The organism is Lentibacillus juripiscarius (assembly GCF_042685205.1).
Classification (GTDB): Bacteria; Bacillota; Bacilli; order Bacillales; family Amphibacillaceae; genus Lentibacillus; species Lentibacillus juripiscarius.
In genome coordinates this window covers 59,348-82,433 of the sequence record NZ_JBHUNA010000042.1, presented here as the reverse complement: position 1 = coordinate 82,433, position 23,086 = coordinate 59,348, and the positions used below count along the sequence as shown (strand labels likewise).

Sequence of the window (23,086 nt, the reverse complement as noted above, 5' to 3'; positions counted from 1 at the left end):
TTGTTTGTAAGAGGTTCTATATAAATATTTCGCTCAAGTCCAATTCCAACCCAGTTAAAACATGTACGGAGGTGTAATCATCTTTTGTAAAGACCCCTTGGAATTGATACTGTCCACCGGTTATAATGTGTATTTCCACCGACTCATTCACCGGATCAACAAGCCAATATTCCTTTACTCCCATTTTTTCGTCCAGCTTATATTTCGTCCAGCGATCCTGCTTAACAGATGAAGGGGATAACCTCAGCAATCATGTCCGGTGCTCCAATGCAGCCGCTGTCATCCAGTTTTGCTTCGTCACACACTACCGACAAATCAGGCTGGACTACATTATCAATATCTTCAACCCATTTGTTTTCTTCCGCTAAGCGCGAAAGGAGCAAAAAATACTTCACATTCTTTTTTACGCAAAAAAATTAGAGAAGGCGGTCGATAATTCCCTAAGAATCTGCTGGTGTCTGCGTGAGGGAGCAGGCGACATATTCACGGCTTCTCCGTCTATAATCTCCAGTCTCTCTCCTTCATCCCATGTCAGGTAATCAGCATATGAATAGCTTCTTTTTTCATACATATACTTCTGATGTTATGGGAAAACCGGAACGTTCATGGTTGTTTCTGGAGGTTTTGTTTCAACGATGATTTCCCCGTTTCTGATCGAATAAAGAACTGGTGACTGACAGCGAACAGCTTCATACTCAGAGTCTGTATTAATGACGATCAAGTTCGCCTTGTTCCCTTCTTTTACACCATAGTTACTCTCCATTCCCAAGGTTTTTGCTCCATTCGTTGTGATGAGTTCAAGGGCAGTCGTAATATCGTTGTAACTCGTCATATGACAAGCATGCAAACCGATTTCAACAACATGCATTAAATTGCCGTCGCCCAGTGGGTACCAGGGGTCCATGATTGAATCGAGGCCGAAGCAAACATTCATGCCTTCATCCAACAGTTCCTTCACACGCGTTAGACCGCGCCGTTTCGGATAGTGATCGAATCTTCCCTGCAAATGCAAGTTTGCTTTCGGCAAGGCGACGAAATGAATACCGGCTTTCTTCAACGTCTGGAAAAGCTTGTATGTATAAGCATCATTATAGGAAGCCATCGCGGTTGTATGACTTGCCGTTACCCGGTCACCTATTCCGGATTTAAGGGATTCGGCTGCAAGTACTTCCAGATACCGCGATTGTTCGTCATCAATTTCATCGCAATGGATGTCAACCAGCTTTTCATATTTGTTTGCCAGTTCAATTGCTTTTATGACTGACCGGACCCCATCTTCACGGGTTAATTCATAATGAGGAATCCCGCCGACTGCATCAGCGCCCATTTTCAGCGCTTTTTCCAACAGTTCCTCCCCTTTTGGATGTGTATACAGGCCTTGTTGTGGCAAGGCAACGAGCTGCAAATCCATCCAGGGTTTCATTTCTTCTTTGACTTCAAGTAAAGCTTCCAATCCTTTCAGTGTCGGATCACCTACATCGACATGTGTTCTTACATGCTGGATCCCATGTTTCATCTGCAGTTTCATTGCGATCAAGGCACGCTTTTTAATATCCTCTTTTGTTTCATGGACGACTTGTTTCCGTTCTGACCAAATCTCAATTCCCTCAAATACACTTCCCGATTGGTTCCACCTGGGTGTCCCTGCTGTAAGTGCATAGTCCAGATGAATATGCGGCTCGACATAAGGCGGTAGAACAATTTTTCCGGCCAAATCAATGACATTCGCATCAGCCGGTTCTCCCGTATTTGCTGCCGGATTGATGGTTTTGATCTGATCACCTTGAATGTCAATATCCCATCTGCCTTCTTGGCCATAGAGCTTAGCATTTTTTAAAAGCATTGGTGAACATCTCCTTGATTCTTGTTTTATTTAGTGGAATATCCATTTTAATGGTAAACAGTATAAGATTAGCCTATCTCCCTATAGTATATTCTAACGTCAGTTGGGTTGCAATCTAGGCCCGGGTTATGAATGAAGATTGTCCAGGAATTATGGCATCGAGGGCCTACTTATGATAAAGCGCATAATGATGGATTCTTAAATTAACTTTAATCCTTATTAAAATAGCTTGGAGTCACCTGCTGCTTAATACTTTAGTGAAAAGCAGGTCAGCTTTATGCAGTTTATGCATTACCTGCAGCATTGGTACAGAAGGGGGTTAACCATTACCTGATGTGGTATAATGGCCTTAACTAATCCATTCAAGAGGAGGGAATAAATTTGAGCACAGATTTAGATGAAGGGAATTCTATGTCCCATGAAATGGTCAGGGAGAAAGTGGACAAATGGCTAAATTAAGATGGGCGCTTTCAGCAGTAAAAGATCTGGAAGCTATATGTGAATTCATTGCGGAAGACTCAGAACTATATGCTAGGATTTTTGCAAAAAAGGTTATAAGTACCATTGAAACGACAGCTCTTTTCATAATTAAAAAAGCCGCCCACTTCCATGGACAGCTTTCTCTACTACTCTACCTATTAAAATAATCCATAACTCCTTCAACAATTCCATCCGCAACATTGGCCTGATGTTCTTCCGTCTGAATGATGGACAGATCATAGGCATTCGTCACGAATCCAAGCTCCACCAATACCGATAAATCACGATTCTCCCGCAATACATGATATTCATTTTGCCTAATACCGCGGCTGTTCAGATCCGTATGTTCCTTAAGGGCGGATTGAATGTTCTGGGCTAGCTTCTCTTCGGCTCCGTTTGCATAGTAATAGGTGCCAAAACCATTTACTCCGTCAAGCGGAAATGCATTATAGTGCAGACTGATGAAAGCATCTGCTTCGTTTGCATTGCTGATGCGAACGCGTTCCTCCAGTGGTACAAACGTATCGTCCGGCCTTGTCAGTGTAACGTCGGCTCCAGCTTTGCTTAGAGCCTTAGCGGCACTGACAGCAGCATTCATCGTGAGATTTTTCTCACGCACACTGGTATCGGCAATGGCACCCGGATCTTTGCCGCCGTGACCAGGGTCAAGCACAATTGTATAGCCTTCCAGTTTGCCGGATGATTCGCGTGCAGCCTTGGTGACTTTTACGGAATCTTCCTTACTGCTGGCCACCTCAGCGGATGTTTTCGTGTTTTCATCCGGAATCAGATAGTGTGATGCAACCCATGCTTCTTGCCCGCCATAATAGGTTTGTGCCCATCCAAAGCTTTCCTGAAAGACAACAACCTGATCACCAGCTTCAAGCCGGCCAATAATGGGGGCACTTTGAGCCGGGCCTGACCGAACATTTAGCGTATCCACCCCGATTTCCCGAGTTTGTCCTTCTCCGGCGTGGACAGACGGGCTGAATATTGCCATCACAAGCACCACGCCGACTGTTGCAAACAGTAAACGTATCTTCCCCACATGAACCTCTCCTTTTCTGTTTTCTTGTACTAATGCATGTTCTCCATAACAGGTTCAGTTTAAACAAGGCAGCTGAAAAATCATTCGAAAGTTTCAGAAAGGATGGCCGCATGACAGAATCTGGTATTGGCCAAGGCATCGGCTGCATATACTGAAGCAGAAGCGATTTTTGTCTTTCGTCTCATGTTTGGGCTGATAATGGAACGTAGGCCCGTCATTGTTAAAGATAGGATTATTCCGGTATATCCGGGAATAGGGGGGGGATGGTGATGCGTGATTTGTTGCGTAACCTGTTTCCGAGATGGGTCATTGCTTTCTCAACGCAGGACATCGGTGACTTCTATAAAGTAAAGATTAGACTAAACCAGCACCAGGTTGATTACAAGACAGATTCCGTAACATTCAAGGGGGGGTTCAGTGGGCGGAGTAGATATGCAACGACCTACCATATTAAAGTGAAGGAGGAGGATTTGCGGCTCACGAGTGATATTATTCATCGCTGAACATATGGAAGGCACCGGACACCTCAGCATAGTGAAGGTGTCCGATAGCTATTTGTCTTTGGCGATCTTTTTCCGGTCTGGGGCAAGCGGCGGCTGTTCAAACCATCTATTTTTTGTCATAATATTGAACCATTCTTTTGTCACCATGAGGTTTTTTAGAATGATTTTTTCGTATTCCGCGACAATATCTGTGCGCATGGCAGTTGCCAATCCCGCACCATGATAACCTTGTGACGCTTGAAGCAAGAACCCGATATGGTATAACATTAATTTATCCGAAAAAGGCGGATCCTGTGACGTTGTGACCTCTGTTTCCCACGACATTGGTACAGGCAAGTTATCGTTATGCAGGATTTTGCCGAGCGATTGAATTTGCTGATCGGCAGAGTCTTGTGCTGACTTTAGGAACTTTCTTACTTCCTTCGATTGTGCTGCTTGGCTAAAGCCAATGGACAGGGTCTTGGCCATGACTTTTTTCTTAATGTTCATGGACAGGTTTGCGATTTCTGTTGCGGCTAATGGGCGTTTGCTTCCAAAGAATCTATTGAGAAATTGTTGTCCGGATACAAACTCAGGGTTACTTCTTGGGTAAAAGTACGGGTCACGCTGAAAATGGCCCTTCTCCAGTAATAAATCAATCGTCTGATGGAAAAGCTTCATCCCGTCATCACCACTGGAATCATAAAACCTGCGAAGGTCCTCTCTGACAGAGGAGCTTAGCGAAGCCGTATGTCCTAGTAGGCCGTGCATCGTCATAATGTGCAAATAGTGCAGACAAAATATGTCCGAAAACAGTCTTTTTGCCCCTGTCTTGAGATCGGATTCGTTAAACCCGATTGGAACTGGAAATCCTTCGTTTTTAATGAACGTTTTAATCTGTTTCTTTTGTTCTGCAAATACTTGGATCGCATCTTCAAACAATGCCTTAATCTTTTCATCTTCTATGATGGAAACCATATACCGGTTGACCATATCAACCGCTGTCCCATTAACATATTCACCCCATAACGTACCTATCTCAGAGGAAGTCAGCTTCAAATCATCTTTGTCCATGCCATCACCTCATGTAAAGGTTTCCCAAATGAGGTATGAATATGAATATGTTAAATCACCGATGATTAGGCGGGAATAGCTGATAAAATGACCGGAATCGCTGATAAAAGTTTGAAATTCGCTGATAAACTGGCGGAAACTGCTGATAAACCAGCATGACAGAAAGGAGGGATTCATCATGGGACGAAGAAAATTTATTACTTCACTGGCTGGGCTTATTTTGCTCATTGTTGTGACAACTTTTGTTCTTAAATTTAATGACGTGGAATCGGCAAATAAAGAAGTAATTCGTTACGATCACACCCTTTCCGGTGAAAGCGAGCATTGGACTGCGGAGCTGCAAGTGAAAGGGGAACGTGTTTTTTACGAAGAAGATGATGTGATGAAAGGGGAAACAGAAGGTGGATCTGATTTCATTCTGACATATAAAGGTTCGCTTGATGAATTGGCTTCCGTAAGGGAACTGAGTTACGAATACGGCAGCACCCGCCTTGAGCTCAAGGTCGAGCAGCCATTTAGGAAAAAGGCATTCACCGACAGCACGAATAAATTGCCGGAGAAGGATGCCACCATGGAAGTGAAGGTACAATGGGGCGACAAAACGGAGACGTTTACATTGACGGCAGACAACCAATAATCCAACTGGGAAAACGGGTTTGGCGGGTTCTCCTTTGAGGTGCAGACAGGAAAAAGTAACGTAACGCAAAACACATAAAGATTCGTATAAAAAAGCAGAGCTTTTCGCAATTGATTTCACCTCTGCTTTTTTTAGTGAACAAAGGACCTCTTGGAATGTTCAACAAGTGATTGTATAGAAGTATAATTAAATGAATTTTACGTTCGTTATTTAACTAATAGGCAGGATCGATGAATAATTTATGGTAAAATAAAGAGTAGAGAGTTGTTTAGCTTTTGTTCAACAAACGGGCCATTTTGTTGAATAATCCTTCTTAACATATTGAATTCCATTCTAAAAATAGATAACTTGAATGACAAATTCATGTTACTAAATGTTACTAAATTACCGGAATGAACGAAAAATGATTGACTAATTAAAAGCAGTATGATACTTTAAATAGAAAGGTCGTTATATCTATTGTGGGAGGCTTGTATGAATACATCGGAAAAAAGAGAAGATGTCTTAAATGCAGCAGAAAGATTATTTTATAAACACGGATTTCGAGGTGTTGGTCTAAAACAAATTATTAGTGAAGCAAATGTTGCAAACATGACGCTCTATAATCATTTTTCATCTAAAGACCATCTAGTTGAAGAAGTCTTAAAACAAAGAGAAGAAAGATATTGGTCATATCTGAATCATTTTGTACAAGGAGAAAACGATACACCTTTTCTTATGGCAGTCGAAGCACATGGAAAATGGCTAGAGGAAGAGTCCTATATGGGAGACATGTTTTTGCGGGCTATTGAAGATTATGGAGGGACTGATAATGATATTGAAGATATTGCTCGCTCGCACAAGTCAAGGCTGTTACAGTATTTTCAGGTTTTGGCTAAACGGATTGATGAGGAAAACCACCATGACCTAGCGTACTATTTCACTCTGTTGCTTGAAGGAGCCACTTCAATGACAACATTAATTGGTCCTAATAAAGCTACAAAATACGCCAAAGATATGGCAGAAAAAATTGTTTATTCCATATAATAATTTTTTTAAACATAAAGTATAAAGGTCGTTATATCTAATTGGTTGTAGGAGTGGTTGCATGAAAATGTCAAAATTGGTATTTCCGGGGATTACGATGATTGCCGTTACTTATGGACTAGCAAGATTTAGCTATGGTTTGTTACTTCCAAATATCAGTCATGATCTAGCCATGTCCCCATCGACTTCCGGAACTATTTCTTCTCTTTTCTATCTATCCTATTGCTTTGCCATTATTCTCGCCACTGTTTTAACGATCAATAAGGGACCTCGTGTCATGATCCTTATCGCCGGGGCACTCGCGATTGTGGGATTAATCATCATGGGAGTATCACCCAATGTATGGCTCTTAGGGTTCGGCGTCCTACTGGCTGGCGCAAGTACGGGATTTGCTTCACCACCATATGGTACGGCGATTACACTTTGGATTGAAAATAGAAAACAAGGAATTGCCAATACTTGGATTAATTCTGGAACAAGCATTGGTCTTGTTCTATCAGGAATAGGTGCAATCTTTCTTGCATCAGAATGGCGAGTCATCTATCTGGTTTATGCTTTTATTGGTGTGATTGCATTTATGTGGAATGCAAAAGTGCTCCCACGTACCGATTCTGAACCGTACGTAACTTTTCAAAAGGGGAAATTCTCCGTCAAAGGTGTGAAAGGATCCGCACCATTGATCATTAGCTCCACCACGCTCGGAATTTCCACAGCGGCATTTTGGACCTTTGCTATTGGCTTTATTGAATCAACGGGAGCTTATAGTGGTTGGCAGCTTTCCCTATTTTGGGTTATCCTCGGCGTATTTGGCTTATTGGGAGGTTTCTCCGGATCACTTATTGAACGGTTCGGACTTCCATTTGCCTACAAGTGGGGATGTCTCATCATTAGCGTAGCTAGTTTCTTGCTTGCTTGGCATCCTGAGCAATGGTCTGTGTCTTATTTTTCGGCTGCTTTATTCGGGATATCCTATATTTTTATAACGGGTTTATTGATGGTTTGGGGGATCAAGGTATTTATTACTAATGCTTCGTTGGGGATTGGAACACCCTTTTTACTTTTGGCTGTCGGGCAAGTATTCGGTTCCTTATTTGCCGGTATCATTATTGATATTGCGGGGTTTGTCCCAACATTTGTCGTCTATGGTTCCATGGGCATGATCTCCATAATGCTTGGCCCGAGAGAGACAAAAAATACATCCGCCGATAAAATAAATCACGAATATCTTCCGTCCCAATAATTGCTAGATAAATCGAATACATCGGGGTTAACTGTATTACTTTACCGCAATACGATCGGGCGCTTTTCTTTAACAAGAAAAGCACCAGCGTCGCAGATAATGGCTGTTATCTGGAAGGATTGAATCTGGGGTAATGCTAAAAAATACTGAATGAAATACTATTTCGAATAATGGGGCAGGTAGTAGCTATGTTCAATAACTTTAAATATAATTAAAAGCAGAAAGAAAAATTATCTTTTCTTTCTGCTTTTACCGTTAAAAAGAGTATGATTCTCCGTCGTCCGGAACCAAGACGTTTGAGGAGATTCCTTTTTCATTGATGAAGTTTTTTAATTCTTCTCTTGATAATGTCCAATGATTGACTGCTTCCATATGACTGGCAATAATCTTTGCGTCAGTTGCAACCTTATGCACTTCATAAACATCATCTTTGCCCATAACGAGAGAACCACCCTTCAAGAATTGATTATCTCCAGCATTTACGACAATAACTTCTGGTTTGTGTGTTTCGATTTCCTGCTTAACATAGTCATTCCAAACTGTATCGCCTGCAACGTATAGGGTTTTTTCGTCTGAATGGTTAAAGACAATGCCACATACCACACCAGCAACTTTCAGAATTTCACCTCTGCCGTGTTCACCTTGTGTTTTCGATAAATGAACACCTTCAAAAACGGTGTCCTCCTGCAGAACTTCCACGTTTTGAAAACCGCTGTTCCTAATTTCTGCAGCATCTTCTGCGTTTTGGGCGAACAATTTTATATCCTTTGGAAGTGTTTCTTTTGCAGCATCATCCCAATGGTCTAAATGAAGATGCGTCACAACAACAGCATCCACATTATGAACAATATTATCAATGGACGTTGGTAAATCAACTAACGGATTATTCCGCTCTTGTCTTGGCGAGTCTGGAAAAGGAGGATAAGCACCTTTTTCCCCTAAAAATGGATCTATTAAAAATTTCTTCCCCGCATATTCAACCACCAGTGTCGCATTGCGGATCTGTTGGATATTCATAGTTTTAATCTCCTTTCTTTCAATTACATTTAGTATATATTATCATCAATGGAGACATACATGGATAAAATCAAGTGTCAGTGCCGTATAACTTGATATCTGAAAGGATTTGAATAAGATTGGATAATACAGACATGCGTATCCTGGATGAACTAGCCACTAACAGTCGTATCACCATGAAAGAATTGGGAGAGAAAGTCCATTTAACCGGTCAAGCTGCTTCAGAAAGAGTCGCTAAACTAGAAGACCATGATGTGATAGAGGGGTATACAATAAAGGTTAATCAAGACAAATTAGGGTATTCTGTACATGCTTTTATGACGATTATGATACAGCACACTAATCACCATCCTTATCATTCATTTATAAAGGCACAAGGACAGTACATTGTAAATAACTATAAAATTAGCGGAGAGGGCTGTTATTTGCTTGAATGCAAATTCCCATCAAACGAAATATTAGATAATTTTTTGGAAAAATTAAATGCGTATGCCAATTATAAATTATCGATTGTTATTAATAGATAGCACATTTTACGGTCAGTCCCTCAAAATGGCTTTCTTCTTTTAATTTATATTTAAAAATATTTGGTGCCGAAATTGCCACAAAGTTTACTATTGTAAGTAGGATTTAAAAGTTAGGGGATGCCCTTTTGGGGAGTGAACCATAGTATCTTTTTACGAAATATGTGGAATAGTTTTCCGTTAACGGGCACTTTCGGAGTGAATAACTCGCAAGCGTCAGATCTGGAATGAGGAGGGTATATTATAATGACAAAACAAATGAAGCGTTTTGAAAACAAGGTGGCGCTAATAACAGGAGGGCGTTCGGGGATTGGCCGGGCCATCGCCCACCGGTTGTATAACGAAGGAGCAACTGTGATCACTGCGCAGCGCGGCAATGATGAGGAATTTGACTGGGTCAAGGCAGATTTCTCCGATCCGCATTCACCGGAGCGAATCGTTAAGGAAGTCATAGATCGGACAGGCCAGCTCGATGTAATGATCAACAACGCGGGCATGATGCAGGAAGCCGCGGTTGAAGAAATGAGCGTTGAAGATTGGCAGCGCAATCTTACAGTGAATCTGACAGCCCCCTTCCTGCTGATTCGCGCAGCGTTGCCTTACCTGCGCCAGACGAAAGGCAGCATCGTTAATACCGGGTCGACGGAGGGGCTTGCTGCCAACCCCAGACATGCGGCGTACTGTGCATCGAAGGCCGGGCTACATGGGTTAACCCGTTCGGTGGCAGTAGATCATGGCCATGAAGGCATTCGCTGCAATGCGGTAGCACCCGGCTGGATTGACACGGAGTTAAACATTGATATGATTGAAAACAACTCTGATGTAGAAGCTTTCCGACGCGACATCGCACGGATCCACCCTGTGGGTCGTACAGGTTCACCCGAAGAAGTGGCAGCGCTCGTAGCATTTCTTGCAGCTGATGAGGCTGGGTTTATAACAGGACAGGTATATACTGTGGATGGCGGCAGAATGACCAAGCTGAGTCTTCCTTGAGCAGGGGGCTTCATATCGTTAGTCAGTCTGCCCCATTGCTCTTAAAGTAAAAATAAAATACAGTTGGGCGCACTTCTTGAATAAGGATCTGCGCCATGTATTACAGAATCGGATACGCTAATCGAATAGTGATCCTTTTGAATAGAGCCAGATTGTGGAATAAGACATAAATTTCTTAGGGGGGATCACTAGCGTTGCATAAAAAAGTAAAAGCTAAGTCAAACAATTGATTTTAAGATATTTTTATTGATTGAATTTTCAAACATATTCAACCTTGCTATGAACAAAAAAGGACAACAGGGCTATAAAGGTAGTCCTACATCCATTTTTTTACAGTTATTTAGTTGACAGGATTATAAGTTAAATCGTTCAAATGAGCAATATCACCCGATTCGTATTGTGCTAAGGTTTGTTCAAAGATACGTTGGTGCTGCAGTTTTCGACGACCACTGGATGATCGATCTGGCTCTTTGACTAATTCAGAAGCAAATGTTTCAAGTTGTTTGTGCCAGCAATCACAAATCCAGTCCCGCATTTCCAGTAAAGTACCTTCATATCCCAAGGTATGCTTCATCAATAAGGTTAAGCAGAACACAATCATAGCGATATAAATCTGGTTGAATACGGCGTTTTGGCTCTTACCATAAAGCTTTTTCAAAACCAAATGTTGCTTGCACCATTTGAAAAATAATTCAATTTGCCAACGTGTTTGATAGAGATCACTTATTTCCTGGGCGCTAATTTTAGCGTCATTGCACACAATAGAAATGTTGTTCCCTTCACTATCCAATGTTTCTATCAAGCGCAAAGGATGTTTCATTTTACCGATTTTCACCACGGCGTCCCGGATGATAGGTGAGGAAGATTCAACAGGTAACTCCTCTATCACGTGAACAACCGTATTGGTTTTATTTCTGGTGACAAATCGAATCCCTTCTGCACAGTAGAAATCAAACTTTTCAAAGTTGAAATAGCCTCTATCGAATACGTGAAGCGCATTTTTATCTGGTACGATCAATGCATCCAACTGTGTTTCATCTGCTGGTCTGGCGGGCGTGATAATCATATCGTTTGGGTAGGTTTCACCATCGCAAAAGACAACCGATGTATGCATCTTCACTTCGGATTTTGTATCCCGAAAATCTGCCCATTCATATTGGCTAAGGCACATGGAAAGCGTTGATGAATCAATTAAATGAATCTTACCAAGCGCCTTATCAGCCCTTTTGGGTCCAAGTGTTTGGTGCAACTTTTGAATCAAATGATGCAAGATTACCTGGAATATATCAGATGGTATATCACCAAACTTTCTTGAAAGCTGGGATTTACTGATACTTTTAATACCAACTTGTCTTTGCACCGTTTTTTTACGGCTAACATTTTCACTTACACGCCGTAAATTAGGAAGCTCTTTTAGCTGGGCATAGATGAAAAGCCTAGTAAATGTCAGGACATTCAGCTTTTTAACATATTTATCAATCCCGGCGTGGTCAACCACTTTCTGGATGACTTTCGAATCTAATGGATGTATGTATTCCTTGAATACGGATTTTATGGTATTATTGTCCATGTGTTCTCCTTATAGTTAGGGATTTGGACAGGACTACCATACCCTAATTATAAGGTTTTTTTATGGCTTTTAATAGCGAAAATTAATATCATTCATAATATTGCCATAATATATATTTCTTGACTTTTGCTTGATAATTTTATGCAACGCTAGTGAGGGGGGATAAATTGGGCAGTGATAACGAAACACCTGAAGAAAGAAGAGAGAGACTAAGACAAGAAGAATGGAAAGGCAACCCAACTGGTAACTTAAGAGATTCATTTCATAGATGTTCTAATGGAAGTCTTGTTGATTTAGTTGGAGGACTGGGTTGGAAAGGAACTGGAATACTACTCCTTGTACTCATAGTAGGCTTTATAATATATGGATTTTTTTATCTTTAAGCACTAGTAGTGATTGGTAATGCTATATATGTGTTCTATAAGAGAAGGAAAAACAACGGGATGGAAAATGAAAACCACAATCGCCGATAGTACAATATGTAAACGTGTCGTTTCGCTTATTCTTTAATCAGGCACCTATTTGGAATAAGGCAGGTGTCTTAATTTTTGTACAAATCATTGAACTGGATTACTTTTCTTGAAATAATTAGTACTAAGCAATAGGGCAGGATTGTTAAAAAGGGGGGGAAAGCATTTGAATAAAAATACAAGTTTAATTTTAGGTTCTTTATTCATTTTGGCAAGTGGTTTAATTTACACAATTGAACGTTTGAGTTCTTATGTATATTGGCTTGCACAAATAAATACAGGTTCCTGGCAGACTAATCCAGGTATTTCATTTTTCGGATAATATCTTTACTTTGTTATTCATTATTATTGGTATAGTGTTTATAGTGATTGCCTTTTTAAAAAAACCGTAGTTTCTTCAACTATCGGGCGCTTTTCCCTAATAAGGATTAGTGTCATCCTGGATTAATAAATTTTGTATAAGACTACAAAAAACAGCGCAATTCCACAACTGGGATTGCGCGTTTTTTGATGTCCTCCACGGAAAAACAAAGTAAAGCCTACTTGACGTATAGTAAACTTTACATTATGATAATAACAAAGGTGAATTTGACAAAGGATTGAGCCAATTGAAAAATACTCTGAAAGACCTAAGGAAAGAACACGGTTATTCTCAAGATGGTCTTGCCGAGATATTGGGTGTTTCCCGGCAGACCGTAATATCCATTGAGAAGGGTAAATACAATCCTTCTTTGCCACTTGCATTAATCATTAGCCAAATCTTCAATACAACGGTTGAGAGGGTTTTCTTTTTAGAGGAAGACGATCTAAAAAAATAAATGGGGTGATAGAAATGGGTTATCGGAAGACTTACCTCTTTTTTGGTTGTATTTTTATTATCTTCGGAGGGTTTCATACAACAATATATACCATTGCCGAAGAAACTTTCCCAACGATGGGTTATACGTACATTGCCTTAATCATTATGTGTTTTTGTTTAAGCTACCTTGCCCCACAATTTCAAAGAAATGATGAACGGACGAAATTCATCAGGCATAAAGCAATGTTTTATTCTTTTTTCTCAATAGTCGTTTATTTAATTGTTTTGATTGCTCTTCTTAATTTTAATGTTATTGCATTAACAGCTTTGCAGGCACTCAATCTTTTGCTTGCTTTGTCGTTCATTACGGTCTTTCTTTCAATGGTCATTTTGTCAAAATTTTATTAAAGGAGCAAAAGTCTATGGAATATTTTTTTCCTATCGTATCTGTTATTTCCTTTATTGTTCTGTTTCTTTTGACTCGTAAAGATAAGAATGAAGATGGTTCATTGACCAAAAAAGGATGGAAAAAATTCTGGGTTGCCTGTATAGTTATTTTTCTTGCGATAATTTTATTCTTGACTATTGTGAATTGATTTCATTAATCAGGAATGTTTGCTTATTCCATAAAAGGGCGCTAATCTCTAATAAGAATTAGCGCCAATGTTGCATCATAGAGCCATTAAAATGGAAATCTAAGCATTCATATGTGATAAACTTAGGAAAATATGGGGAAAGGATTGATTTATAGTGGAAAAGGTTACACCGTTTTTAATGTTTCAAGGTGGCAAGGCGGAAGATGCGATGAATTATTACACATCACTCATAGAGGATTCAGAAGTTAAAAGCATTATACGATACGGGGCTGAAGGACCCGGTGAAGAAGGCACAGTTATGCAAGCTATATTCTCGTTAAAGGGGCAGGAGTTTATGTGTATCGACAGTCATGTTGATCATGAGTTTACGTTTACCCCGTCGTTTTCTATCTTTCTTACGTGTGATACTGAAAAGGAAATCGACGACCTTTATAATAAAATGATGGAAAATGGAACAGCACTTATGCCTATAGATAACTATGGGTTTAGCAAAAAGTTCGGGTGGCTGAATGATCAATTCGGCATATCTTGGCAGTTAAACTTACCAGAGTAATCTGGTGTGTAGTATTCAATTAAAGGGCGCTTTTCCCTAATAAGGGGTAGCGTCTATATCGCATATAAGGTCCAGGATATAGAGTAAGGAAAACTAATTTGTTAAATAAAGAGGGGTAGAAGGTAATGACAAACTTCTCAAAAACAAATTGTTCGCACGATACCTATAAGATGGAAGCTGATCATAGCGCTGATCCTCTGTGGTGTTCAAAATGTGGCTGTAACCTTGACATTGATGATTTTCCTCTTTCTGATGAATTGAAATCTGAGTTAATGAATTGGATCGTTGAGTATGGGAAAATTTTAGAACGGACTGATTATGGTGACAAAATAAAGCGTGATACGGCAATATTAGTTAGGTCTCATGATGAAAAAGGATTAAGTTTGTATCAGAAGTTAAAATTCGAACTCGGAGATGGATACGAGGTAAATTATGTACATACTTCACTTTGAACAATAACTGAGGCAAAGGGTAGTTTTGGTTTATCAATGTTTCTTCAATTAAAGGGCGCTTTAATCGAATAATAACATAGCAGAATCGGGCCAGATTGTTGTACAAAAACGAACGTTAGAAGGACTTTTACAAGAAGGGAATTTATAATATTTTGTAAAGATAACCTTTGTATACCAGGAAGGGGTTATTCGGAAAGCTTGGTGACTGCTAATGAATAAAAGACTTATGTTTCTCGATTTGATATGTTATGGGGCTATCCCCTTTTTAATATGGAACTATGGAAGAGAGCCACTTGGCGATTACGCAGCTATACTTTTGTCAACCGTTCCTGGATTTATCTATACAGTTTATCGTTTTATTAAAGAAAAGCAGCTCAACATAGCTGGTCTTTTCGTTATTACATCGTTGTTTATTAGTACAGCTGTTAATTTATTATCTACATCTGCAAATGATATGCTTTGGAATCAAGTGTATCTTGGCTTTGTTTTCGGAATGGTTTTTTTAATCTCAACTATAATAAAAAAACCATTGGCACTTTATTTTGCTGTTGATGTGGCATACTTACAAGGTTATCCTCGTGAAGATAGCCGAAAGTTATATAAATCAAAAGGCTTGTTTATATGGTTTCAATTAATAAATTTATTATTTGTTTTTCGTGGTCTTTTTTTAAATTCATTAAAGGCATTTTTAATCAAATCATACGGAGTGGATGGCTACGATAAAGTTATTATCTATATGAATATAAGTGGTTGGGTGTTTAGCGGTTTAATTTTTTTATCATTCCTTTTTGTTAGCAATAAAATTGCGCAATACCTTGACCAATTAGGAAATAAAAAGAGGGAATCCTCAGTAAATACTGATACTTAATTGCAAAGAAAGCGTAGGACAGCAATAACAGGAGGGGTAGAGTGGAAATTATAGGTGCTACCAATATTGCGCTTATCATTTTTGTCTCCTTGGTTGGTTTCGTTACCTGGGTGGTTGTTCGATCTGTCAAAAGGACTAAAAATGACCATAAGGGTTAAGATGGACGATTATCAATTAAATACTGTCGAAGAAACAGTTGAATATCCGGAGGCATTTTCGGATGTATAATTTATTATAGCCTTTGTTCCATCATCGGGCGCATTTCCGGACCAAGGAGAAGTGCTTCTTTTTAGGGCCATTTAATGGAATAAGCAACGTGTGGGCTACCTTATCCTATAATCAATACTAATGCTCTTTAAGAATAATGAAGGAGAGGTGGTATTTTATGCTAGGTACATCTTTAAGAGTTCTTTACTTTCTAATTGGTATTGCTGTCTTAATTTCTAATTATGATGACTTGTATTTAAGAATTACTAGCATTATTATAATTGTTTTTTCTGGGTTAGATTTATATAAAGCTGCCAAAAATAAAAGTAAACGTAAAGCGGAGAGTTCTTAATATACTTTTCATCAATATCAATCTTCCGGAATACCAGCCAATAGCTGAAAGGAATATTATGTTAACGGGCGCGTTTGTGTAGCGAAAATTAGCGCGATTGTTACATAATAAGGGCCAGATTATTGAGCAACGTAAAAATAACTAGAAGGAATCCAGGTGAATGAAAATGGAGATTTAAAGGGGGGGGAAGTATGGCTCTTAAAGCAGGTTTACTTCTGATTATTTTAATTTCATACTTTGTAGGTATTTGGAGTACTAATTATTCAATGCAAGGGTACATTGTTTTTGGATTTCTTGGTATTACTGCGGTATTAAATGTGTTAAGGCTTGGAGCCAGCAACAAGAAAATAGCGGAGACATTAAAAAAATCGTTTTTATAAGACTTGGCATTAATCAATAATACAAACGGGCGCGAAAATCGAATAGTGCGCCTTTCTGAAACGGGCTATATTGTTGAACAAGGATACAAAGGGGAGTATGTATGTCAAAGTATTTCAAAGGGAAATTTTTGAGATTAAGAATTATTTTTACTGTTATACTCCTAAGCATAATAACACTATCTCTGTACGGATTAATTTCTAACACATTAAATTCATTTTTTATGGGAGTAGCTCTTATTGTATTTTTTATTGCGGAGAGTAATTTGAGAAAAAATGAACCACATTACTAATCAATCGGAGCGCCATTCCGGAATAAGTCTTGGCGGCCGGCCATACATAAGGGCTAGTTTATTTTAGGGAAATTTGTTGAACGAACGACCAAGATTATAGGCTGAAGGAGTAATTTTAGTTGAGTTTTAAAAAAGAAATAAGTCAAATATTATCAAGAAAAATTATATCTGCAACAATTTCTGGTTCTTTATTTGCTATATTATTAGGTTTGTTTATACCAAATCCATTTGGCGGAGATATTAACTCTGTTGGTGAATACTTTCAGGCGTTCGTACTATCAGTTCCTATGTATCTTATATATAGCCTTCCAGTTATCTTACTGTACGGTACAATAACTTCTACAATAAGTGACTATATAGCCCGTTTAACTTCAAATTACACAAGTGAAAATTTAAAAATATACTTCTCAATAGCATTACACATCATTTTTGGTTTAATTTTACTTTGGTACAGTTTATTAGCGTCTTTTTTATATTTTATAACTGATTATATTTTAAGGAAGAGGAATATTCATAAATGGAATAATGCTCTTAAGAGCCTGGGCATCCCCATTTTAGTCTGGATTGTATTTATGGGGAGCGTATATATTATAGAGATGTTCAGGTGAACGCTTATTCAAGAAAAGGGCGCCTTTATGGAATAAGGAGGCCCTTACTTTTTCATGAAGTGAAACTATAATTAAGTTTAATCGTAATTAATGTCAGAGAAGGAGGGATACAGGTTTGAAACGTACTGCGGAAATCACATTGGGAGTTATTGCCCTTGCACTTCAACTACTTGTAATAATTCTTCTAGTGTCATTAATGGTCTTTTTCAGCTCCCAATTTCCTGAAATGATGTCCGAAAAATTCGTACCATGGTATGCATGGTTTGTAGTTGCGGTTCATGCTGCTGGATTCATTTTAGGTGTCATTGCTCTCGTCTTATTAAAGAGTAAACCGAAAACTGCTGGAATTGTATTAATTGCTACAAGTATAGTCATGTTATTACTTACATTAGGAGCAACACTTATACAGTCTGCTTTGTTTATAATTGCAGGAATTATGTGTTTGGCAAGGAAACCAGTCGGCACATTGAAAGGTGTTTCACTCTAAATAAAATCAGGTTAATGATCTTCCATAAAAGGGCGCGTTTGCTTAAGAAAAGTATTCAGTCATCGGGCAAGTTTGTAGCATAGTGGTTTATCGGAATATAGCGCCTAACCGCTGTACCATTGCTAGCCACATACGTGGATACAATGACGCTTGTTGGGGTGTCCCCCAGGCCCTCTTAGTGCGTATTTGACTGCCTCAATGGCAATCTCTTATCCTTTAGGCTAAATTGAAATATGGGGGTACTGGTGCGGTGCTAACGTCTGCTATCTTATTAGTATTCTATTATGTTTTTGTTTTAACTCCTCTTGTAAACGAAAGTAGGTTGCCTTAATGGCAACCTACTAGCCTTTAGGCTTATGTGTTTCCTTCATAATTTGCGCCTTGTTGGGGCAGAAATAGGTGTTGGTTACTTTTGTGATTTTCGGAATCTAATCTTTTACTTTCCTACGAGAAAATAATCTTATAACAATAATTATTAACGCGAATCCACTGATTATTAAATACACATATTTAGGTAGTTCAAAGAAAATTAAAGTTAAAAAGATAAAAAGGAACAAGATGGAAAATGTTGAACTTGATAAAAAATTCATGTTATTCTCCTTTTTGTATTGATTTGGTAGTTTATCTCCTTTATCCTACCATTTGCAGGAAAGATATTAAAAGGAGGAAGTATTATGAAAAAATTCTTTATTGGATTAATGTCAGCACTATTAGTATTTAGTTTTACAGGGCAATCTTTTGCTAATGCAGAAAGTAATTTGGCTAATGAGAAAGCTATTCAGAGCATTAGTGACGAAGGAAATTTCTTTCATAAAGACACAAACTTATTTCTACAAGCGATAGTAGATGTACCAGATGAAATAGTAAAACAAGGAATTGAATCTACTATTACTTGGATAGAAAACGATACTGGTTTAGATTTACATAATGATAATGGCGTTTTGAAAATGACAGTTGATGGAGAAGGAACTAAAACTGTAGGTCAATTTCAGACATTTGGATTTTGGAGTTGTACTTCAGCAGTTTTGGCAGCTGTTGCTGGTGTGGGAATACCATTTACTAAGATTTTTAAGTTGAAGAAAGCTATCGACGCTCTTGGTGGTGTAAGTAAATTTGTAGACGATGTAGTAGATCTTGCTTCAAAATATAAAGATAGGGGATATAGTAAAACAGGTGCCCTGAAAAAAGCTATTAAAGAATTAGATGATGGTTTAGGAAGCGACTTACAAAGTGCATTATTGGATCTTGCAGGAATAACTGCAATTAAAGCAGGTTGCTTTTAATTGCAGTTCTGTAAGTTAAACATGTTGTTTTAAAAGGTTAAGAGCCTGTTTTTTCAAAAACAGGCTCTTAAAATATTTGTTACGGAATAATTCTTTGGGATTTGTTGTATTCTTTTGGATTGGCAATTATTTTATCGCCGCTTTGTTACATCATCCTAAAAATAATATCCAAGACTTTTTATCATTGGAAACAAAGAAATGGGACTTGATGAATATTGCCATCCAATTGAGCCATAGTTGCCATTTTTCTGAGCCATCGATGACAAGAAATTGAGCCAGTTATGACAAAGGTGAGCCTTACTGGAAAACATCACCGTTATAACCACAGCGTTAGCTGCTTGCCCTTGACCGCCGTGCCACTTCTTAGTGATCGCTGGAAGGGGGCGGGGCCCCGCCAGCGGAACTTAGAAGTGATTGTCCGTGGTACGCTGCTGATGCGGATGGAGCCCTAAAGGCTGCTTTTTCTCCATCCGCCATAGAAAACACTACCACGGACACAAACAAGGTCAAGGGTGGTGGAAGCGTTGCTATATCAGTAATCAAACATACTGGCTCTCTTAATGGCAACGGTGGCTCAAAATTATGTCATAGCTGGCTCTAAAATATGGCAAGGGTGGTATTATCTGATGTCTTTATTCACTTGATACAAAATAGCAATATCACCTACTATAATTTTAAGATTATTCCAGAAAAGGGCACGATTGCAGAAGTAGTTCCTTTGCTTAAGCAGCCAGAGTGAGCTTCTAAAATACAGGAAACGTATATTGTGTTATGATAAAGAAAATACAAACTGGCGGTGATTTCATGGGATTTATTGAATCCTCAGAAGAACTTATGAATCGCATAGAAAATATGGATCGTGATAATTCAGTTTTTCATTTTTCTATCCCAGGAAAAGGAAAATTCACCCTCGTACTACAGGAAGAGGATGAGAATTCAATCAAATCCGATGTAGAAAAAAATCCTCAACTTAAACAGATGATCGAGGAAAGCAAAAGTGAATATAAAAAAGGAAAAGGTATGTCAACTTCAGAGTTATTAAATTCACTTTCTGCAAAGGATTTCGAATAGAATAGTGGGTACCCAAAATATAATCTGGCTCCCAATTGTAAGGGAAAAGCTTCTACAGTTTAGGAGTGAACATTTCACATCAGAAGAGACTCTGGTATTCATATTTAAATTGATTTTAGATACTGAGTAATTTTTAAAAAATGAATTTGTTGGAGAAACCTATACGGAAGAATTTGAAAACTATAAAGGTATATCCCGAATCGTTGTTAGGAAATTTCGGGTGTATTATGAAAAAAATCAAGATAACATCATAGTCCTCGGTATATTATTTCCTGGTGAAAAATAAATACTTCTGCAGCAATAAAAGCCCTGATGATATTGTAGATGGGCTTATTTTTTATCGAAACAGGGAAATCCTGTACTAAACAATCGGGCGCAGTTGTTGAATATGCACTGTGCCAGAATCGGACCATTTTGGGGTGTGAATTACGTCAAAGTTAGAGTCTGTTTGTTAAGTAGATGATATAATAAGTCTAGGTGGTGAAGATATGGAAAATAAAGAGTTGATGCAAGTGTTTTCATCTTTATTAGACGAGAAGTTACAACCAATGAATGAACGTCTAGAGAGGCTTGAAGGTGGACAACAAGTACTTACAGAAAGATTAGATAATGTATCTAAACAAGTTGCTAATAATACTGAAAAGCAAACTAGCGTTGACGATATGGCCGTTAATAGTAGCCGTGCATGAAACGGACATTAAATTGTTAAAAAAGTTTATAACAAGCTAGAGAAAAATAGGTTCTATTACTGGGAAAAATTCTGCCTTTTATTTTTCCCGCTCAGCGTTTATCATCATAGTAGAGAAACTCAACTATCAATCTAGTAAGGAAGGCGGATGGCATATGCGAAAAACGCTGGCTGCATTTGTAGCGCTGGCCATTTTGCTGGTGGCATTTCTTGTCATTATTGAATATACAGGCGGGAATAGTGCCAATCAGGAGAAAGCCAAGAAAGAAACAGAACAAGCGGACAGGATGGATTTATCTTTTCAGCCGGATGGGGAAGTGGAGCAGCTGTCCACCTATGATACCCGGCGGATGGACAAACAGGAAAAACTGGAAAAGGAAATGCAAAAGAAATATGAGGCTGGAAGCTATACCCTGAAAGATCCTTTTGTGAAACTGGATCCGTATGGAGTCGCTCCTTTAACAGCCCTTGCGAAATTTGAAACAGAAGAGCCTGTCAAGATTAGCATGACGGTCGAGGGCAAGGACGAGCAGGGCGATATTCAGCGGACGTATGATGACTATAATACCGAACACACCATTCCTGTGCTCGGACTGTATCCGGATTTCGCCAACACGGTAACGATAAAAGCGGAAAATGAAGCAGGCGAAACGACGGAAGGCACGTTTACGGTAGAAACGAAGCCGTTGCCGGATGACTTTCTGACGAATGAAACAGAAACCGCTCATCCTGAAAAAATGGAAGACGGCCTGACTTTCATTGTACCAAGCACCCGCTATGTTTATGCAGTCGATCATAACGCAGATGTGAGATGGTATTCAACACTGTGGAACTCACACATCTTTAAGCGGTTTGAGAATGGCCACTTGATGTATATCACGAAAGAAAAAGGCCAGGAAAAATATAACGAAATTCTGGAAATGAATATGCTTGGAAAAGTTTATAATTCTTACATTCTACAGATGGAGGACCATCCGAGATCGAATGTCGTCCATCATGACGTGATTGAGCTCCCGAATGGCAATTTGCTGGCAACTGTGCATGATCTGGAATCGGATTACGTGCAGGATGAAATGATTGAAATTGACCGGGAGACAGGGGAAACAGTGAGGGATTTCAGTTTCCGCGACATATTCCCAGAAAATTTTTATCAGGAATATGAAGGCGCACAGGCGGACAAAGGAGACTGGTTCCATCAAAATGCCATCTGGTATGTTGAGAAAGATGACTCCATTCTTGTGTCCAGCCGGCACCAGGACTTGATTATGAAAATGTCCTACCCGGACGGCAAAGTGGACTGGATTTTAGCCGACCACGAGAAATGGCCGGATGCTTATGAAGATTATCTTCTGGAGCCAAAGGGAAAGGACTTTAAATTCCCTGCCGGACCACATGCGCCAATGACTATGCCTGACTTCGACAATAACAAAGCGACGAACGACTACTTGCTGTTTGACAACAATATTGTCATCACCCGCGGGAAGGATCCGCTCAGCGAACAGTTCAGCCGTATGGTTCAATACCGGATTAATCCGGAAAAAATGACAGTGGAAGAAGTGTGGGCATTCGGCGAGGACCGCGGGGAAAATCTGTACTCCAACATCGTCGGGGATGCTAACTATCATCCGAACACCGGCAACCGCATGCTCACATCCGGCTATATCGATGCAGGTGGTGACAGCAAAAACAGCCGTGTGATTGAGGTAACGGACGAGCAGCCCGCTGAAGTGGTTTATGAGTTGGTTGTTTCTGGCTTTAAGGAAGAAAGCCACCGCCAGGCTTACCGTGCACTGCGTCTGCCATTGTACCCAAAGTAAGCGTGGAATGTTGAGGTGGATAACCGACCTAGGTGGATCTGCTGATAAACTGATGAATTCCCGGAAAAAACCCCCTTACCACTTTAAAGTGATAAGGGGGTTTTTAAATGATGAGAAAGATAATTTGGGCCGCGCGACAACAGCATCAATTCGAGCGAGGGCGGCTTCAACTCGAGCGAGGGCGGCTTCAACTTGAGCGAGAGCGGCCCCATCGCGCAAGAGCAGCATTAA

At 39.4% G+C, this 23,086-nt stretch carries 29 protein-coding genes; 21 read left to right on the top strand and 8 right to left on the bottom strand.

The features are described 5' to 3' along the window. Positions 1-16 precede the first annotated feature (16 nt). The 4 genes from ACFSUO_RS16370 to codA are packed head-to-tail and all read right to left on the bottom strand — an operon-like array spanning position 17 to position 1,843. Positions 17-250, bottom strand: a complete 234-nt coding sequence (locus tag ACFSUO_RS16370; RefSeq protein WP_382396081.1) for a Uma2 family endonuclease — start codon at positions 248-250, stop codon at positions 17-19. Then, positions 222-395, bottom strand: coding sequence for a hypothetical protein (locus ACFSUO_RS16365; RefSeq protein ID WP_382396079.1), 174 nt, complete (start codon positions 393-395; stop codon positions 222-224). Before ACFSUO_RS16365 ends, ACFSUO_RS16370 begins: the two co-directional genes overlap by 29 nt. 8 nt (positions 396-403) lie before the next feature. Next, the gene (locus ACFSUO_RS16360; RefSeq protein WP_382396077.1) at positions 404-571 is read right to left on the bottom strand and encodes a Uma2 family endonuclease; all 168 of its coding nucleotides are present in this window, start codon (positions 569-571) and stop codon (positions 404-406) included. 12 nt (positions 572-583) lie between these two features. Beyond that, positions 584-1,843 carry a cytosine deaminase gene (gene codA, locus ACFSUO_RS16355; RefSeq protein WP_382396075.1) on the bottom strand — a complete coding sequence of 420 codons (1,260 nt, stop codon included), beginning with the start codon at positions 1,841-1,843 and terminating at the stop codon, positions 584-586. A gap of 446 nt (positions 1,844-2,289) precedes the next feature. Between codA and ACFSUO_RS16350 the strand changes: the two genes are divergently transcribed. Further along, positions 2,290-2,490, top strand: a complete 201-nt coding sequence (locus tag ACFSUO_RS16350) for a type II toxin-antitoxin system RelE/ParE family toxin (RefSeq protein ID WP_382396073.1) — start codon at positions 2,290-2,292, stop codon at positions 2,488-2,490. On the opposite strand, the gene ACFSUO_RS16345 is transcribed toward ACFSUO_RS16350, so the two are convergent. Then, positions 2,475-3,371, bottom strand: a complete 897-nt coding sequence (locus ACFSUO_RS16345; protein ID WP_382396071.1) for an N-acetylmuramoyl-L-alanine amidase — start codon at positions 3,369-3,371, stop codon at positions 2,475-2,477. The genes ACFSUO_RS16350 and ACFSUO_RS16345 overlap by 16 nt on opposite strands. Before the next feature lie 269 nt (positions 3,372-3,640). On the opposite strand from ACFSUO_RS16345, the gene ACFSUO_RS16340 reads away from it, so the two are divergent. Further along, positions 3,641-3,874 (top strand): hypothetical protein, encoded by a 234-nt coding sequence (locus ACFSUO_RS16340; RefSeq protein ID WP_382396069.1) that lies wholly within the window; start codon positions 3,641-3,643, stop codon positions 3,872-3,874. 48 nt (positions 3,875-3,922) lie between these two features. Here ACFSUO_RS16340 and ACFSUO_RS16335 read toward each other — a convergent pair whose 3' ends face one another. After that, positions 3,923-4,927, bottom strand: coding sequence for a DUF3231 family protein (locus tag ACFSUO_RS16335; RefSeq protein WP_382396067.1), 1,005 nt, complete (start codon positions 4,925-4,927; stop codon positions 3,923-3,925). Between the two features lie 178 nt (positions 4,928-5,105). Between ACFSUO_RS16335 and ACFSUO_RS16330 the strand changes: the two genes are divergently transcribed. From ACFSUO_RS16330 to ACFSUO_RS16320, 3 genes are all read left to right on the top strand, one after another. Further along, on the top strand, positions 5,106-5,564 hold the full coding sequence (locus ACFSUO_RS16330) for a hypothetical protein (RefSeq protein ID WP_382396065.1): 459 nt from the start codon (positions 5,106-5,108) through the stop codon (positions 5,562-5,564). 474 nt (positions 5,565-6,038) lie between these two features. Next, entirely contained in the window at positions 6,039-6,590 is a 552-nt protein-coding gene (locus ACFSUO_RS16325) for a TetR/AcrR family transcriptional regulator (RefSeq protein ID WP_382396063.1), read from the top strand. Positions 6,591-6,651: 61 nt separating this feature from the next. Further along, a complete protein-coding gene (locus ACFSUO_RS16320; protein WP_382396061.1) occupies positions 6,652-7,830 on the top strand; it encodes an MFS transporter in 1,179 nt (392 codons plus the stop codon). Between the two features lie 255 nt (positions 7,831-8,085). Here the strand turns inward: ACFSUO_RS16320 and ACFSUO_RS16315 are convergent, their stop codons facing one another. Beyond that, positions 8,086-8,847, bottom strand: a complete 762-nt coding sequence (locus tag ACFSUO_RS16315) for an MBL fold metallo-hydrolase (RefSeq protein WP_382396059.1) — start codon at positions 8,845-8,847, stop codon at positions 8,086-8,088. 119 nt (positions 8,848-8,966) lie between these two features. On the opposite strand from ACFSUO_RS16315, the gene ACFSUO_RS16310 reads away from it, so the two are divergent. Both ACFSUO_RS16310 and ACFSUO_RS16305 read left to right on the top strand, forming a co-directional pair. Beyond that, a complete protein-coding gene (locus tag ACFSUO_RS16310) occupies positions 8,967-9,374 on the top strand; it encodes an Lrp/AsnC family transcriptional regulator (protein WP_382396057.1) in 408 nt (135 codons plus the stop codon). 243 nt (positions 9,375-9,617) lie between these two features. Further along, complete coding sequence (locus ACFSUO_RS16305) at positions 9,618-10,364, top strand: SDR family NAD(P)-dependent oxidoreductase (RefSeq protein ID WP_382396055.1); 747 nt, start codon at positions 9,618-9,620, stop codon at positions 10,362-10,364. Between the two features lie 340 nt (positions 10,365-10,704). Here ACFSUO_RS16305 and ACFSUO_RS16300 read toward each other — a convergent pair whose 3' ends face one another. Continuing rightward, positions 10,705-11,934, bottom strand: coding sequence for an IS4 family transposase (locus ACFSUO_RS16300; protein WP_382396053.1), 1,230 nt, complete (start codon positions 11,932-11,934; stop codon positions 10,705-10,707). 167 nt (positions 11,935-12,101) lie between these two features. Between ACFSUO_RS16300 and ACFSUO_RS16295 the strand changes: the two genes are divergently transcribed. The 14 genes from ACFSUO_RS16295 (at position 12,102) to ACFSUO_RS16230 (ending at position 22,855) form a co-directional block, all read left to right on the top strand. Next, positions 12,102-12,317 (top strand): DUF6366 family protein, encoded by a 216-nt coding sequence (locus tag ACFSUO_RS16295; RefSeq protein ID WP_382396051.1) that lies wholly within the window; start codon positions 12,102-12,104, stop codon positions 12,315-12,317. Positions 12,318-12,570: 253 nt separating this feature from the next. Next, positions 12,571-12,726: a hypothetical protein gene (locus ACFSUO_RS16290; RefSeq protein ID WP_382396049.1), complete on the top strand. Its 156-nt coding sequence runs from the start codon at positions 12,571-12,573 to the stop codon at positions 12,724-12,726. Between the two features lie 286 nt (positions 12,727-13,012). Further along, positions 13,013-13,222, top strand: a complete 210-nt coding sequence (locus tag ACFSUO_RS16285; protein ID WP_382396047.1) for a helix-turn-helix transcriptional regulator — start codon at positions 13,013-13,015, stop codon at positions 13,220-13,222. A gap of 14 nt (positions 13,223-13,236) precedes the next feature. Beyond that, complete coding sequence (locus tag ACFSUO_RS16280) at positions 13,237-13,611, top strand: permease (protein ID WP_382396045.1); 375 nt, start codon at positions 13,237-13,239, stop codon at positions 13,609-13,611. A 342-nt stretch (positions 13,612-13,953) separates the two neighbouring features. Beyond that, positions 13,954-14,352, top strand: a complete 399-nt coding sequence (locus ACFSUO_RS16275; RefSeq protein WP_382396043.1) for a VOC family protein — start codon at positions 13,954-13,956, stop codon at positions 14,350-14,352. A gap of 125 nt (positions 14,353-14,477) precedes the next feature. Further along, positions 14,478-14,804 carry a hypothetical protein gene (locus tag ACFSUO_RS16270; RefSeq protein WP_382396041.1) on the top strand — a complete coding sequence of 109 codons (327 nt, stop codon included), beginning with the start codon at positions 14,478-14,480 and terminating at the stop codon, positions 14,802-14,804. Positions 14,805-15,015: 211 nt separating this feature from the next. Beyond that, entirely contained in the window at positions 15,016-15,672 is a 657-nt protein-coding gene (locus ACFSUO_RS16265) for a VC0807 family protein (RefSeq protein ID WP_382396039.1), read from the top strand. 750 nt (positions 15,673-16,422) lie between these two features. After that, on the top strand, positions 16,423-16,611 hold the full coding sequence (locus ACFSUO_RS16260) for a hypothetical protein (RefSeq protein WP_382396037.1): 189 nt from the start codon (positions 16,423-16,425) through the stop codon (positions 16,609-16,611). Positions 16,612-17,020: 409 nt separating this feature from the next. Next, positions 17,021-17,509 carry a hypothetical protein gene (locus ACFSUO_RS16255; RefSeq protein WP_382396035.1) on the top strand — a complete coding sequence of 163 codons (489 nt, stop codon included), beginning with the start codon at positions 17,021-17,023 and terminating at the stop codon, positions 17,507-17,509. Between the two features lie 115 nt (positions 17,510-17,624). Further along, a complete protein-coding gene (locus ACFSUO_RS16250; protein WP_382396033.1) occupies positions 17,625-17,996 on the top strand; it encodes a DUF4064 domain-containing protein in 372 nt (123 codons plus the stop codon). Between the two features lie 674 nt (positions 17,997-18,670). Continuing rightward, positions 18,671-19,279, top strand: a complete 609-nt coding sequence (locus ACFSUO_RS16245) for a hypothetical protein (RefSeq protein ID WP_382396031.1) — start codon at positions 18,671-18,673, stop codon at positions 19,277-19,279. 771 nt (positions 19,280-20,050) lie between these two features. Next, positions 20,051-20,350, top strand: coding sequence for a hypothetical protein (locus tag ACFSUO_RS16240; protein ID WP_382396029.1), 300 nt, complete (start codon positions 20,051-20,053; stop codon positions 20,348-20,350). 488 nt (positions 20,351-20,838) lie between these two features. Further along, positions 20,839-21,039, top strand: coding sequence for a hypothetical protein (locus ACFSUO_RS16235; RefSeq protein WP_382396027.1), 201 nt, complete (start codon positions 20,839-20,841; stop codon positions 21,037-21,039). A 154-nt stretch (positions 21,040-21,193) separates the two neighbouring features. Next, a complete protein-coding gene (locus ACFSUO_RS16230; protein WP_382396025.1) occupies positions 21,194-22,855 on the top strand; it encodes an aryl-sulfate sulfotransferase in 1,662 nt (553 codons plus the stop codon). Positions 22,856-23,086: the final 231 nt, after the last annotated feature.